This is a genomic window from Roseivirga seohaensis subsp. aquiponti (genome assembly GCF_001267955.1).
GTDB lineage: Bacteria > Bacteroidota > Bacteroidia > Cytophagales > Cyclobacteriaceae > Roseivirga > Roseivirga seohaensis.
Genome location: NZ_JSVA01000002.1, coordinates 23,145 through 35,928, shown reverse-complemented (window position 1 = coordinate 35,928; position 12,784 = coordinate 23,145). Strand labels below are relative to the sequence as shown.

The following is a 12,784-nucleotide window of genomic DNA, read 5'->3' as shown; positions in this document are numbered from 1 at the left end:
TATATACTCTGCCTAACTTTTATATTTGTAAGGAATAGATAACAATTAGAAACTAAAACCTATGAAAACGAAAATCAGCTTATTTTCAATTTTCATGCTGTTTATGTTCTTTCAGGCAACCGCCCAAAAGAAACCACTAACACATGATGTTTATGATGACTGGAAAAGCCTGCAATCCACCACTATAAGCAATGATGGTAATTGGACCGCTTATAGAATTAGCCCTCAGGTAGGAGACGGCATACTTGAAATCAAGAGCCTAATCAACAACAAAACCTACACCCTCGATAGAGTAGGTAGGTATTCATTCTCTAAGAATAGCGATTTTGTGGTAGCTACCGTTAATCCCGAATATGAGAAGGAGCATGCGCTGAAACTTAAGAAAACCACTAGCGCAAAAATGCCTAAAGATTCTCTTTTCATAGTAAACCTTAAAAGTGGTGATATCAAGAAAATTGCTAGGGTAAAAAACTATCAGTTACCAAACGAATCTACCGAGTTTGTTGCTTGGATTCATGAAGCTGCTTTGGAAGAAAAAGCCAAAAAAGAGGAGGCCGAAAAATCTGAAGAAGACAAAAAGCCGAAGTCTAAATCTAAAGGAACAGAATTGGTGCTTTACAACATGGTTTCTGGTAGCGAAAAGCGCTTTGAAGGTGTTATGGATTATGAGTTAACCACAAAAGGTAACTATCTGTATTTCGAAAAAGATGAAGCAGATTCATTGAATCCTGCTGGTGTATTTGCCTATAATACAAAAACTGGTAAAGAAGTTACTTTAAACTCAGGCTTAAAGGATTACAAAAAACTTACCACTACTGAGGATGGAGAAGAGTTGGTGTTTTTTGCTACTAATTCTGACAGTAAAGCTGATGACAAATATTTCAGTTTAATGCACTGGAAAGCAGGTAATAATGAGGCAAAAATCATTGCCGATACTACTACGGCTGGTCTTCCTAATAACTGGATGGTAAGTGATAATAGTAATCCACGCTTTTCAGAAAGCGGAAAAAGATTGTACTTCGGAACAGCTCCACGCCCTGTAAAATATGCATACGAAGAGGATACTACTTTATTAGATTCTGAGCGCCCTGCGGTAGATGTATGGTCTTATAACGATCCGTACATTCAGCCAATGCAAAAATTAAGAGCCAATAGAGATAAGAATCAGACTTTCGATGTAGTGATGGATTTGAAATCAATGAAAATGGTTCAATTAGGTACCCCGAACTTAGAGAGCATTTACATTGATACCGAAAATGACCGTGACTTTGTATTGGCTACAGACGACCAAGCTTATAGAATTCAGTCTACTTGGGATACTCAACAGCCACGTGATTACTACAAAGTTGACGTGAATACAGGTAAAGCCAAATTGATTATGGAAGCTGGCAGAGGCTTTATGTCTCTTTCACCAGAGGGTAACTACCTAACTTGGTACGATCCTGAATTGGAAGATTGGTTTGCTATGGATGTAGCTACTGAAACTGTAAGAAACTTGACAGAAGGGATTGATGTGAGTTTTGCCAATGAGTTACATGACTCTCCTTCTTTAGCTGGTTCTTACGGAGCGGCAGGTTGGAGCGAAAAGGATGCTGCTTTTTTTATTAACGATCGTTTCGATATCTGGAAAATTGATCCAAAAGGAAAATTAGCTCCTGAGAACGTAACCAATGGTTTTGGTCGTAAAAACAATATTACTTTCAGATATCAGTCGCTAGATAGAGACGAGAAATTTATCTCAATGAAAGCACCAGTATTGCTTAGCGCCATGCACCAATGGACAATGCAAGATGGTTTTTATACTGCCAACCTTTCAAAAGCTTCTAACCCAACAAAAGTGGTTATGGAAGATGTGAGTTTTGGTAGGTTAATCAAAGCGGAAGATTCTGATCGCGTTATCTTTACTAAATCTACTTATGAAGAATTTGGTGAATTGTATGTAGCTAACAGCTATAAAATGGATGGTTTGAAAAAACTTACCAATGTAGGTGCACAAGAAGATCCTTACAATTGGGGTACTGCCGAACTAATTCAGTTCAATTCTTTACAAGATGGAGAAGAAATGCAGGCCATTCTTTACAAGCCAGAAAACTTCGACCCGAACAAGAAATATCCAATGATTGTTTATTTCTACGAAAGAAGATCAAACAGCTTACATAGCCATCCAAGCCCAGCGCCAAGTGCAAGTACAATCAATATTCCATATTATGTGAGTAACGATTACTTGGTATTAGTTCCAGACATTAAATATGAATTGGGTTATCCTGGACCTAGTGCTTATAACCATGTGGTTCCGGCTACAAATGCTGTTGTAAATATGGGCTTTGTAGATAAGAGCAAAATGGCGATTCAAGGCCAAAGCTGGGGAGGTTACCAAGTAGCTTACCTTGTTACTAAAACAGATATGTATGCTGCGGCAGGTGCAGGAGCGCCAGTTGTAAACATGACCTCTGCTTATGGTGGAGTGAGATGGGGTAGCGGTATGAGCCGTATGTTCCAGTACGAGAAAACACAAAGTCGTTTGGGCGGAACACTATGGGAAACTCCAACACGCTACATCGACAACTCTCCACTCTTTAGAATGGACGAAGTGGAAACACCTTTGTTTATTATGCACAATGATGAAGATGGTGCGGTGCCGTGGTACCAAGGTATTGAATACTACATGGCCTTGAGACGTTTGCAAAAACCATCTTGGTTAGTGGTGTACAATGGCGAAGACCATAACCTTGTTCAGCGTAAAAACAGAAAAGACCTTTCTATCAGAATGGGGCAATTCTTCGATCACTACTTAAAAGGTGCGCCAATGCCAGAGTGGATGGCGAATGGTTTGCCAGCTACACTTAAAGGAAGAACTTTAGGTTACGAATTGGTAGACGAAACCAATAACACTGTAGAAGGAGAAGGTGCTAGCTTAATGAAAGAAAAAACAAAAGGAAATAAATAGTTAAGCAATTAACAGATTAGATTTTTAAACTGGCGAGGCTTCTGCTTCGCCAGTTTTTTTATGTGCTTGTGGCTCTAGTTTTTTGTTGAAGGAAAGGACTAAACTATAGCAATGGGTGTTGGAGTTCAACTTGTATCGAAAGATTATTCGCTTGGTTATTGCGCCTTTGCTATAGGCTACGGCCAGCAGTAAAAGCTAAGGCGTAAGCGTTGCAAACCTGTTACAGTTCCTTGGAGTAACGGTGCTTCGTCACCTCCCTAAATCTCCTCTAGGAGGGAATGCCTTAGTGGTAGTCTAGAATTTTAGACGTTTGAAATTGGCACTACTATTCCCCTCTACTAAGAGGGGTTAGGGGAGTGTTTACATTAAGCAACCTAGAAAATTGTTTAACCGCAAAGGCCTCAAAGGAGCGCAAAGGCTAAATACTTCGTCATTGCGAACCTGCAAATGTACATCGAAGTGAAAGAGCAAGCGTGAAGCAATCTCACCACCAAGTTGACGAATCCTTAAGATTGCTTCGTCATAAGCTTTTGCTAGTGCAATGCTTATTTCTCGCAATGACACTCCGATTTGGCTTTTTGTGGTGATTTACTCTTAAGTGTAATAAGTAGTTTGGTCAATTTATTAAGTGAATATGCCTGTATTGATCGTCATTGCGAACCTGCCATAGTTCTTCGGAGCAGCGCTGCTTGCGTGAAGCAATCTCAATGATGAACAGCAAAGCTAGAGATTGCTTCGTCACAACCCAGTGCTATCGCATGGTTTGTTTCATACCTGCGGCATGCAGGCTCGCAATAACCGCCTGGAATGGAGATTCAAAGTAACTAGTCACACAAAAGCCTCTGTAACTTCTTTTGGGATTCGGGTGGGTTTTAGGTTGTTGGCGTCAATCATACACCACCAAGAGCTAGATTGCATGAGTAGGTCGCCTGTGGTGGCATTGAATACACGTACCAGTCGATTACTTTTTACTCCAGTGTGTTCGTTTACGTGTGTTTTGATCTGGATTTGATCACCTAAAAATGCGGGTTTCTTGTATTCTATAAAGTGATTAATGGCCACCCATTTGTATTGTTCTAGCCATTCTGGTTTCGCGGTTTGTGTCCAAGCAGCTTCAGAAACATCTTGCACCCACTGTAAATAGCGTACGTTGTTCACATGCTGCATGGCGTCCAAGTCGGCAGCAGTTACTTCAAAAGTAGATTCAAAAATAGCAGGCATTTGTCTTTAATTTGTCTTAAGTACTTCTTTCATCCTAAATTCTACAATTCGCTTAATTAGGTTAAGGGGCATGGGTTGGCTTAACGGAAATTGAACAGACCCTTTGCCTTGCTTGTATTGCGACAACTCTTTTGCAAATTCAGTATGACCAGTAGGTGTAGCATAAAACCCTATGTGTTTTTTGTAGGCCGCAAAATGCACCAAGCTTTTTCCATTTAACTTAAAAGTAGGAATACCATAGCTTATGCATTCTTCCGAATTAGAGGCCGCTTGCTGAATAAGGGTTCTGATTTCTGAAAGAACAGACGCTACTTCATCTGAAAAGCCTGAGATGTATTGGTCAACTTCTATGGATTGCTTCATAAGAACTTAACTAATATACAGATGTAATCCACCAAGTATTGCCAAAGGGATCTAAGATCCCGCAGGTTCTTCCGTAATCTTGATCAGATAAGCCCATTACTGAAGTGGCGCCATTGTTCAATGCTTTTTGATAGGTTTCGTCCGCGTTATCTGCATAAACAAATAGATGTGCTGTTTGGGTAGTGAATTGTTCTGTAGCCCCAGCAAACATGATTGTACTGTTTCCGATCATTAATTCAGAGTGCATTATGGTTTTTTCATCTTCGCGCAGCCTTGTTAAACTTACTTTCGCATTAAAAACTTGCTTTGCGAATTCGCTAAAACCTTCCGCCTCAGGTAATATGAGGTAAGGCATTACAGATTGGTGTCCTTGAGGTATTTTCATAGTGTTTCTGGTTTGTTCGTCTTTATGCAGTAAGAAGTGATTTCTCGAAGTTTATTCTCTTCAAAGGAATACACATCGCAAGAAGAAATATAAGTGGATTTGTTTGATTTACCGATGAATTCAGCCGTTCCGTTAATCATTACATGATTGCCTTCTGCAACGATGCTTTTTAATCGGAAGTCAGTACTGACTTCCGAAAAATACTGAGCTGTTTTCTGACAATAGGCAATCACCTCTTCTTTTCCTTTTAATAGCCTTTCACCCACAATATTCCATTCAATGTTATCCGCCAGTATATCATATACCGAGCTGAATTCACCTTTAGAAAAGGCTGTTGCAATCTTTTTGTTGTGATCAGTCATTATGGGAAATTTGACTTACGCCTTTTCACCACAATTGAACATCCACTGTACACCAAACTTGTCCGTGCAACTTCCGTAATAATCCCCCCAAAACATCTCTTCGAGCTCTTGAGTTACTTTTCCGCCATTTGAAAGCGCATCGAAGAGCTTTTTGGTTTCCTTTCTGGTGTCGGGCTGAAGGTTGATGTAGCTGTTGTTTCCAAAATTCATTTTGAAACCCATGCTTTCAGGTGCGTCTGTACCCATTAAGGTGTGACAATCTAAAATTCGTAATTCCACATGCATTACAAGATTTTTGTCTTCTTCGGCCATTGGAGGCATTCCTTCTTGGGCTGGAATATCACCAAAACGCATAATGCCTTCTCCGAAAAACTCTCCACCAAAAACGGATTTGTAAAAATTGAATGCTTCTTCGGTATTGCGGGAAAAATTAAGATAAGTGCTTACTGATGCCATAATTTTAAGTTTTAGATGTTGGTTTTAATTTGTTTTAAAATGTAAGTTATTTTCTTTTAATACCCCTTTTAAGATAGACATGACCTTTGGGCCAATGCCGTGAAGCGATGATATTTCTTTTTCACTGTATTCAGATAATTGCTTTAAATTAGAAATCCCTTGTGCTTCCAAAGCCCTTCTTGCAGGAGCGCTAACTAGTGATAGAAACCCAGTTGTTGGTTTTCTTTCTGCCTCACATATTGGGCAGGTGGGGCAGTCGCTGCTTTTGTAGTATTGATGTCCTTTTAGGCAAGTTTTTAAATGCTGTTTTTGCTCCATCATTATTCGCGTTTATAAAAGTGAAGCTTGACCATTCATTTCGTTTACAAGACGAATTATAGATTTCGTGTCGATGATGGTTTTATGGGTTTCGATACGAAGAATTTTATCACAATCTTCTAAATCGAAGTTGGCTATATAGTCTGGAAAGGCTTCTTCAATTTGAGTTAGAACCTTTTTGGCTTTTCCTTCCGTGGTAATATTTGTAGCAAAAACTTCGATCATAAACAGTTTGCTGTTAATGCTTTAACTTTTTATTTCTGGATTCAATTTATGATAATGAATATAAGAAAGCACTAACACAACCATAAATATTAAAGGTAAAAGTAAGGCCAGTCCGAATCCATCCACTACAGCAAGGCTGACAAATGCGGCAATAAAATCGATGGCAAAACCTGCATAAACCCATTCTTTTACACGCTTTGGCACGGCTGGAATAATCAGTGCCAATGAGCCAAGTACTTTAAAAATAGTAAGCATTACACCAAAGTAATCGGGGTAGCCCAAATGGCGGATCCCTTCTTTGGCCAGTTCGGTTTGCGAAGTAAGGGCGGGCATAACTCCTTCAAATAGAAAAATAAGAATGGTGGTGCTCCAGAAAATGATTTTGCTCTTTTTCATGATACGGTTGATTGAAGTTAATTTTTGTTGATTCATTACAAATTTGCTCACATAAAGTGAGTTTAAGGTGGTATATATCCGCCATTGTAAAGGGCTGATTGCGACAGAGATGTATGATGTTTTTAGCGTTTATGTTTTCCAATGAAATAGCCAATGCTTTCCGAATTTATCGGTAAGCGCGCCCAATAATGCACCCGAATAGGTTTGTTCAATGGGCTGGCTAGCTTCACCTTTTTCTGCAAGTTTCTGATAGTAATTGTGCAGCTCACTTTTGCTCATGCATTCTACCCAAATAGAAACCGCATTACCTTGCACTAAACCTTGTTCTTCAACCATGTCCGTTCCCATTAAGGTGAAATGCTTTGTTGAAATGGAAGAATGTAGAATGTATTCCTGCATTTCTGAACTCAATTTTTTACCCAACGGTGAGTCGCCAATGGTTTGAAATTGAATTTCGCCACCAAAACAATTATGATAAAAAGTCATAGCCTCGCGGCAATTGCCATTGAAGGTTAAAAAGGGGCTAATCCTAGTCATTTTATGGGGTTAGGCATCAATTAGTTTTTGTATTTCGAATTTTGACATTTTCAAAAATGCCTCAACCACTTTCTCGGATCTTTCAGGATTGCTCATGAGTTCCTTAAGGATTTTCGGGACAATTTGCCAAGACACTCCAAATTGATCATCAAGCCATCCACATTGATTGTATTTGCCTCCTGTACCTAATTTCTCCCAATAGAAATCAATTTCCTCTTGAGTTTCGCACTCTATTACAAATGAAGTTGCTGGTGAAAATTTATATTTGGGTCCGCCATTTAAACCCATGAATTTTTTTCCGTTGATTTCAAAGTTTACCACCATAGGGGAGTCAGTTGTTATTTTTGAATCTTTGAAAATCGTGCAGTAAAAATCTGCTGCTTCTTTGGCTTGTCCATCAAACCAAAGGCATGGATAAATTTGATTCTGCATAGTCATTAATAGAATTTCAATTTGTCTCCGTGTAAGCCTTAAAGTTATTTAAGATGGCCTGCCATCCATCGCGCTGCATGTCTATTGGGTTTTCGCTTTCTGGGTCAAAGGTTTCAACAACCTCTGTTGTTCCGTCTTTTTCTTCAAAAGTAATTTTCACGGTTCTGCCATCTTCCATTGTATAAGCGATTAACTTATGCTTGATTACTTCATCATAAATTCCACCAAAATCGAAACCGAAACTTCCGTCTTTGGCTTCCATTCTAGTGGTGAATTTGCCGCCTGTTCTTAGATCGTTTTCAGCGCTGGGTGCATGCCAATCGTCAGATGCTTGGCACCATTTCGTAATGTGTTCTGGTGCTCCCCAGAAATTCCATACTTTAGCAATAGGCGCATTTACGTTTGCTTTAATTGTGATCTTCTCCATGTCTTTATGTTAAGGTTTTCAATAGGTTACTCTACAAATGTCTGAATTTGCTTTTATATATAAGCGGGGAAATACCGACACTTTACGGGGTTGATTCCGCCAAACTTTTGATTTACATTTAGGTATGAAAACCGTTTCCATATTTGTTCCGGAGTCTTCTGTAATGGAGGCTGTGGCAGACCCTCGCTACATGTTCACTGCTGCCAACCAGTTTTTGCAAGCGGCAGGTAAAGCACCACTATTCAATGTGCAATTGGTGGCATTAACCAAAGAGGTGAGGTTACATGGAGGCGTTTTTTCCGTTCATGCCGATAAACTAATCAGTGAGGTGAAACAAACTGACTTGATCATTATTCCTGCGCTTTTTGGTGATATGAAAAATGCCGTAGCGGTAAATCAGGCTGCAATTCCCTGGATTATTGAACAACATAATAATGGGGCAGAAGTGGCTTCGCTTTGTGTTGGTGCGTTTCTATTGGCTTCCACAGGTTTATTGAAAGATAAGAAGTGCTCAACTCATTGGGCTTATTATAATGAGTTCAGAGAGACTTTTCCCAATGTGGAAATCATGGACGGCAGTATTATTACCGAGGAGAAAGGAATCTATTCTAGCGGTGGTGCCAATTCCTATTGGAATTTGTTGCTCTATATTCTAGAAAAATATACCGACCGCGATACGGCCATTTTAGCCTCCAAGTATTTTGCGATAGACATCGACAGAAGTAGCCAATCTTCCTTTGCTATTTTTAATGGGCAGAAGGATCATAATGATGAAGCGGTGAAGCTGGCTCAACAATATTTAGAAGAGAATTTTCAAGAGAAAATATCGGTAGATGATGTAGCCAATCATGTAGCGGTAAGCAGAAGAAGTTTTGAGCGCAGGTTTAAAATTGCCACTGGAAACACGGTGTTGGAATACCTTCAACGAATTAAAATTGAAGCGGCTAAACGCAGTTTTGAATCCAGCCGAAAAAACATCAATGAAGTAATGTTTGATGTAGGTTATACCGATACCAAAGCTTTCCGCAATGTGTTTAAGAAAATCACGGGGCTAACACCGATTGAGTATCGGAACAAATACGCCAAGGTGGAGGTGGCTGTTTAGTGATTAATAGAACGGTTATTGGCTCACTAAACCATCCTTATCACCACATTTCCTTTTTTGTGTCCTAGGTCTACATAACGATGCGCCTCGGCTATGTTGCTAAAAGTATAGGTCTTATCGATCACAGGTTTGATGCGGCCCTCTTCTAAAAGAGATTTGAGCAGATGAAGGTCTTTCGTTCTTTCTGCTGGCGGACGTAAACCTGTGGTTGCAATTAAGGCTTTCTTTTTACCAAATAGCGCAGTAATGAGTACGTGACCAAGAACATTGAAGCCAATACCTGCTTCCAAAAATCGTCCTTCTTTCGTGAGAGCCTTTTTAGCCTTTGAGTATTTGATTTTGCCAACGGCATCAAAGATGATGTCATATTGTTGACCATTTTTCGTGAAGTCCTCGTTTTTGTAATCAATCACATGGTCGGCACCTAATGAACTTACCAGCTCAAGGTTGGTGGTGCTGCAAACCCCTGTTACTTCCGCACCATAATATTTTGCTACCTGAATGGCCGAACTTCCTACACTGCCCGAAGCACCATAAATCAGAACTTTCTCACCTTTTTTGATTTTCCCTGTATCACGCAGAAAGGGCAGGGCGGTTAAGAAACCATCGCATGTCGAGGCTGACTCTTCATAATTCAAATTAGAGGGCAAGGGCACAATTACTGCATCTTCTGGTAGGGTAATGTATTCGGCATTGGCTCCGAAAGTAGGGCCAGCAGTTCCGAAAATACGATCGCCTTTTTTAAAGAGCGTTACTGCTTTTCCTGTTTCTATTATTTCTCCCGCGAGTTCTTCGCCCAAGGTTTTAATTTTCGGTTTTCTTAAACCCGTAAAAAGCCTTGAGAAATAGGGTTTTCCTTGGCGAAAAGTGGTTTCCGTGGCTGTAACCGTAGTGGCGAATATCTTCACCAATATCTCATTGTCTTTTGGTGTAGGTATTTCTCTTTCTACGATCTGTAGAACTTCAGGTGATCCGTAATTGTGATATTCAATCGCTTTCATGAATCAAAGTTGGGTATTATTTAAAACCTGATCGTTCGGGATTTTAAATCAGAACTTATTTCATGGTTGCTTCCTTCCAATATTCCTTTGGGGTCTGCCCAGTTACTTTCTTAAAGAAGGTATTGAAAACCGTTTTGGAATTGAAGCCACTATCGTAAGCCAAGGCCAAAAGGGTGAGGTGCCGCTGACTTGTATCGGCTACTTTTTCTTTGAAGTGTTGCACCCGATAGCCATTTATAAATTCGCTGAAATTCTTATTCAAACTTTCATTGAGCAACCAAGAAAGCTGGTTCGGATTGATTTTTATTTGCTCTGCCAGAGTCCTTAAACTTAGATTTGGATCCAGAAATGGCTTTTCTTCTTCAATGTATTTCAGTAGTCGGTTTGTGTAATTAAGAGCCGTCTCTTTATCTAGAAGTTCCTTCTTCTTTTTTGCTTTTTTAACTTCTGGTATTTCCTGAAAAATCACTTTCTGAAACTCAGTGTATCGAGGGTCAGTTTTTATTGAGTTCACCAAAGGATCTACAAAATGTAGATGGAGCAAAGGTGAATTATTTTCCATTGCTTCTTTAATCCACTCAAAAGCTTTGTCATTTTCGCCAGTGGCTGCATAGAGCATAAAGAGATAAGACTGCGCATGGTAGTTCTCAATGTTTTGCGCAAATTCCAATAAACGGTTTCTCAGCTTTTCGCTATTAAAAGCATCATTTTTAAGTGCGTAGGCGATGGCTTGTACGCCAATTTTATCGGCTTCAATTACAATGTCGGATGGAATGGTGTCGAAATAATTGATAGCCTCGTCCAGTCGATTTTGTTTGATGAGGCAGTAGCTTTTGACGGTGCTTGCAGGTATGTTTTTTGGATTATGCTCAAGGCATCGATCTAGCAATTCAATGGTCTGCTCATAATTCTCGGTCTTATAATTATAATAGGCCTTGTAAAAGAGTGTCTCCTGCGAAAGTGGGTCTATTTCAAGCGCTTTATTTAGATGAAGAACCCCCCGGTCTCTCTTTCCTGCTATTAAATACAGAAAGGACATGAACTGCTGCGCTTCCACATAGTTGGGTTGAATTTCTAAAGCTTTGATGGTTAGCCTCAACGCCTCTTTGTAATTTACAGCAGTGAAAAAGGCGAGATTGGCCAATTGGTAATACACCCCTGCATGTCGATCGTTGAGCTGATGCGCTTTATGGGTAAGCTGGGCTGCCTTCTGCCAAGCTTCGGCATGATCCATAAAACTTGTGGTGGCCAAAAAACCGTAGCAGTCGGCCAAGCCTAAATAAGATTCAACATGTTTGTCGTCCAATTCAAGGGCCTTATCGTAAAGTGAAATGGCCGTATGCATGTCCTCTGGATTCCATTTATTAAAATGGAATTTGGCTTTGAGGGAGTATTCGTAAGCGTCAAGGCTCTCGGTTTGCTTGGCTACTAAGTGCTCTTGAATTTCAAAATGGCCAAACTGCTCTCTTAACTTTTCCGCAATCAAAAGACTTATTTCATCCTGAATTTCAAATACATTTTCGAGCTGACGGTCCCAGGTTTCCGACCAAAAGTGATAGTCCTCGGCTACATCAATAAGCTGTGCGGTAATTCGAATGGCCTTGCCCGATAGTCGAATACTGCCTTCTAGAATAATACCTACATTCAGTTCTTTCCCAATTTGCGAAATGGGAATGTTCTTGTTTTTGAAATAGAAAGAAGAAGTTCTTGAAGTGACTTTTAGGGCTTTGATTTTCGCCAAGGCATTGATGATCTCTTCTGTCATGCCATCGGTAAAATATTCGTTTTCTGGGTCGCTGCTGAAGTTGGCAAAGGGTAAAACAGCAATTGTTTTCAAGTGCTTCTTCTGTTTTCCTTTAAGTTCAGAAGGAGAAGGTGTTTTAATACCGTCATTGTTTATCGCAAAAACCTCAACGGGCTCGATGATGTTTTTTAGCTCGAAACTGCCTAACGAAACGGTTGAAATGTGGCGATGATTTTTAAGTTCCTCGTTGAGTTGTTCTGAAATCAGAATGGCTCCAGCAACACCCATACTTTCTATTCTGGAAGCAAAATTTACCCCATCACCATATATTTCGATACCATCAAAAACAATATCGCCAATATGGAGCCCAATCCGAAGGGGAATGCCATCTTCTGTTCCTAACATTCGTTGTATGGCAATGGCGCATTCAACAGCTTCTACTCCACTTTGAAAAGCACTTAAGGTTCCATCTCCAAAATACTGGATGATTTCGCCATGATGTTCTTGGTGTTTAGTTTGAAAAACCTCACGGTGACGCGTCCTCACTGCAGCAGCCGATTTTTCATCCTTCTGCATAAGGGCAGTATAACCCACTATGTCGGTAAACATAATGGCCGCCAACCTGCGGTTTTGTTGACTTATCACGTTTTAGCGGTTTTATTCATTTTAATTTTACAGAGCGCAACGTCATAGGAATGAAAAAATACTGCGTCTATAAAACTGATAATTCGGCCTTTTATAGATGGTGCTCTAGTCATTGATGCTTTGGCTTAAAGCTAAAAATAGCAAGAATTATTTAAAGGTGGGAGGTGGTATTAGAGCTTAAGGTTATTCATACAGTTTCAGATGATCATATCCAATAGGT

15 protein-coding genes are annotated in these 12,784 nt (G+C 39.9%); 2 read left to right on the top strand and 13 right to left on the bottom strand.

What is annotated here, in order from left to right:
• Positions 1-61: 61 nt before the first annotated feature.
• Positions 62-2,947 (top strand): S9 family peptidase, encoded by a 2,886-nt coding sequence (locus OB69_RS01040; RefSeq protein WP_053221834.1) that lies wholly within the window; start codon positions 62-64, stop codon positions 2,945-2,947.
• 828 nt (positions 2,948-3,775) lie between these two features.
• Here the strand turns inward: OB69_RS01040 and OB69_RS01035 are convergent.
• The 11 genes from OB69_RS01035 to OB69_RS00985 form a co-directional block, all read right to left on the bottom strand.
• A complete protein-coding gene (locus tag OB69_RS01035) occupies positions 3,776-4,168 on the bottom strand; it encodes an acyl-CoA thioesterase (RefSeq protein ID WP_053221833.1) in 393 nt (130 codons plus the stop codon).
• A gap of 6 nt (positions 4,169-4,174) precedes the next feature.
• Positions 4,175-4,531 (bottom strand): iron chaperone, encoded by a 357-nt coding sequence (locus OB69_RS01030; protein WP_053221832.1) that lies wholly within the window; start codon positions 4,529-4,531, stop codon positions 4,175-4,177.
• A gap of 10 nt (positions 4,532-4,541) precedes the next feature.
• Positions 4,542-4,916, bottom strand: coding sequence for a VOC family protein (locus tag OB69_RS01025; RefSeq protein WP_053221831.1), 375 nt, complete (start codon positions 4,914-4,916; stop codon positions 4,542-4,544).
• The gene (locus tag OB69_RS01020; protein ID WP_053221830.1) at positions 4,913-5,278 is read right to left on the bottom strand and encodes a nuclear transport factor 2 family protein; all 366 of its coding nucleotides are present in this window, start codon (positions 5,276-5,278) and stop codon (positions 4,913-4,915) included. Before OB69_RS01020 ends, OB69_RS01025 begins: the two co-directional genes overlap by 4 nt.
• A 15-nt stretch (positions 5,279-5,293) precedes the next feature.
• Positions 5,294-5,734, bottom strand: a complete 441-nt coding sequence (locus OB69_RS01015) for a VOC family protein (protein WP_053221829.1) — start codon at positions 5,732-5,734, stop codon at positions 5,294-5,296.
• A gap of 24 nt (positions 5,735-5,758) precedes the next feature.
• Positions 5,759-6,055, bottom strand: a complete 297-nt coding sequence (locus OB69_RS01010; RefSeq protein WP_245620758.1) for an RNA polymerase alpha subunit C-terminal domain-containing protein — start codon at positions 6,053-6,055, stop codon at positions 5,759-5,761.
• Positions 6,056-6,064: 9 nt separating this feature from the next.
• Complete coding sequence (locus tag OB69_RS01005; protein ID WP_053221827.1) at positions 6,065-6,277, bottom strand: hypothetical protein; 213 nt, start codon at positions 6,275-6,277, stop codon at positions 6,065-6,067.
• Positions 6,278-6,298: 21 nt separating this feature from the next.
• On the bottom strand, positions 6,299-6,673 hold the full coding sequence (locus OB69_RS01000; protein ID WP_053221903.1) for a DoxX family protein: 375 nt from the start codon (positions 6,671-6,673) through the stop codon (positions 6,299-6,301).
• Between the two features lie 129 nt (positions 6,674-6,802).
• Positions 6,803-7,210, bottom strand: coding sequence for a VOC family protein (locus tag OB69_RS00995; RefSeq protein ID WP_053221826.1), 408 nt, complete (start codon positions 7,208-7,210; stop codon positions 6,803-6,805).
• Between the two features lie 9 nt (positions 7,211-7,219).
• The gene (locus tag OB69_RS00990) at positions 7,220-7,642 is read right to left on the bottom strand and encodes a VOC family protein (RefSeq protein WP_053221902.1); all 423 of its coding nucleotides are present in this window, start codon (positions 7,640-7,642) and stop codon (positions 7,220-7,222) included.
• A 16-nt stretch (positions 7,643-7,658) separates the two neighbouring features.
• Complete coding sequence (locus tag OB69_RS00985; protein WP_053221825.1) at positions 7,659-8,069, bottom strand: SRPBCC family protein; 411 nt, start codon at positions 8,067-8,069, stop codon at positions 7,659-7,661.
• A 124-nt stretch (positions 8,070-8,193) separates the two neighbouring features.
• On the opposite strand from OB69_RS00985, the gene OB69_RS00980 reads away from it, so the two are divergent.
• A complete protein-coding gene (locus tag OB69_RS00980; protein WP_053221824.1) occupies positions 8,194-9,174 on the top strand; it encodes a GlxA family transcriptional regulator in 981 nt (326 codons plus the stop codon).
• A gap of 26 nt (positions 9,175-9,200) precedes the next feature.
• On the opposite strand, the gene OB69_RS00975 is transcribed toward OB69_RS00980, so the two are convergent.
• Entirely contained in the window at positions 9,201-10,175 is a 975-nt protein-coding gene (locus OB69_RS00975; protein ID WP_053221823.1) for an NAD(P)-dependent alcohol dehydrogenase, read from the bottom strand.
• A gap of 55 nt (positions 10,176-10,230) precedes the next feature.
• Positions 10,231-12,564: a tetratricopeptide repeat protein gene (locus OB69_RS00970; protein WP_157608459.1), complete on the bottom strand. Its 2,334-nt coding sequence runs from the start codon at positions 12,562-12,564 to the stop codon at positions 10,231-10,233.
• Positions 12,565-12,784 lie beyond the last annotated feature (220 nt).

What these genes read in the sequence shown, in the direction of transcription:
- OB69_RS01020 (WP_053221830.1), bottom strand. Translation starts at nt 5,278, where the DNA reads ATGACTGATCACAACAAAAAGATTGCAACAGCCTTTTCTAAAGGTGAA.
- OB69_RS01040 (WP_053221834.1), top strand. Translation starts at nt 62, where the DNA reads ATGAAAACGAAAATCAGCTTATTTTCAATTTTCATGCTGTTTATGTTC.
- OB69_RS00995 (WP_053221826.1), bottom strand. Translation starts at nt 7,210, where the DNA reads ATGACTAGGATTAGCCCCTTTTTAACCTTCAATGGCAATTGCCGCGAG.
- OB69_RS01035 (WP_053221833.1), bottom strand. Translation starts at nt 4,168, where the DNA reads ATGCCTGCTATTTTTGAATCTACTTTTGAAGTAACTGCTGCCGACTTG.
- OB69_RS00990 (WP_053221902.1), bottom strand. Translation starts at nt 7,642, where the DNA reads ATGCAGAATCAAATTTATCCATGCCTTTGGTTTGATGGACAAGCCAAA.
- OB69_RS01010 (WP_245620758.1), bottom strand. Translation starts at nt 6,055, where the DNA reads ATGATGGAGCAAAAACAGCATTTAAAAACTTGCCTAAAAGGACATCAA.
- OB69_RS01030 (WP_053221832.1), bottom strand. Translation starts at nt 4,531, where the DNA reads ATGAAGCAATCCATAGAAGTTGACCAATACATCTCAGGCTTTTCAGAT.
- OB69_RS01000 (WP_053221903.1), bottom strand. Translation starts at nt 6,673, where the DNA reads ATGAAAAAGAGCAAAATCATTTTCTGGAGCACCACCATTCTTATTTTT.
- OB69_RS00985 (WP_053221825.1), bottom strand. Translation starts at nt 8,069, where the DNA reads ATGGAGAAGATCACAATTAAAGCAAACGTAAATGCGCCTATTGCTAAA.
- OB69_RS00980 (WP_053221824.1), top strand. Translation starts at nt 8,194, where the DNA reads ATGAAAACCGTTTCCATATTTGTTCCGGAGTCTTCTGTAATGGAGGCT.
- OB69_RS00975 (WP_053221823.1), bottom strand. Translation starts at nt 10,175, where the DNA reads ATGAAAGCGATTGAATATCACAATTACGGATCACCTGAAGTTCTACAG.
- OB69_RS01005 (WP_053221827.1), bottom strand. Translation starts at nt 6,277, where the DNA reads ATGATCGAAGTTTTTGCTACAAATATTACCACGGAAGGAAAAGCCAAA.
- OB69_RS01015 (WP_053221829.1), bottom strand. Translation starts at nt 5,734, where the DNA reads ATGGCATCAGTAAGCACTTATCTTAATTTTTCCCGCAATACCGAAGAA.
- OB69_RS01025 (WP_053221831.1), bottom strand. Translation starts at nt 4,916, where the DNA reads ATGAAAATACCTCAAGGACACCAATCTGTAATGCCTTACCTCATATTA.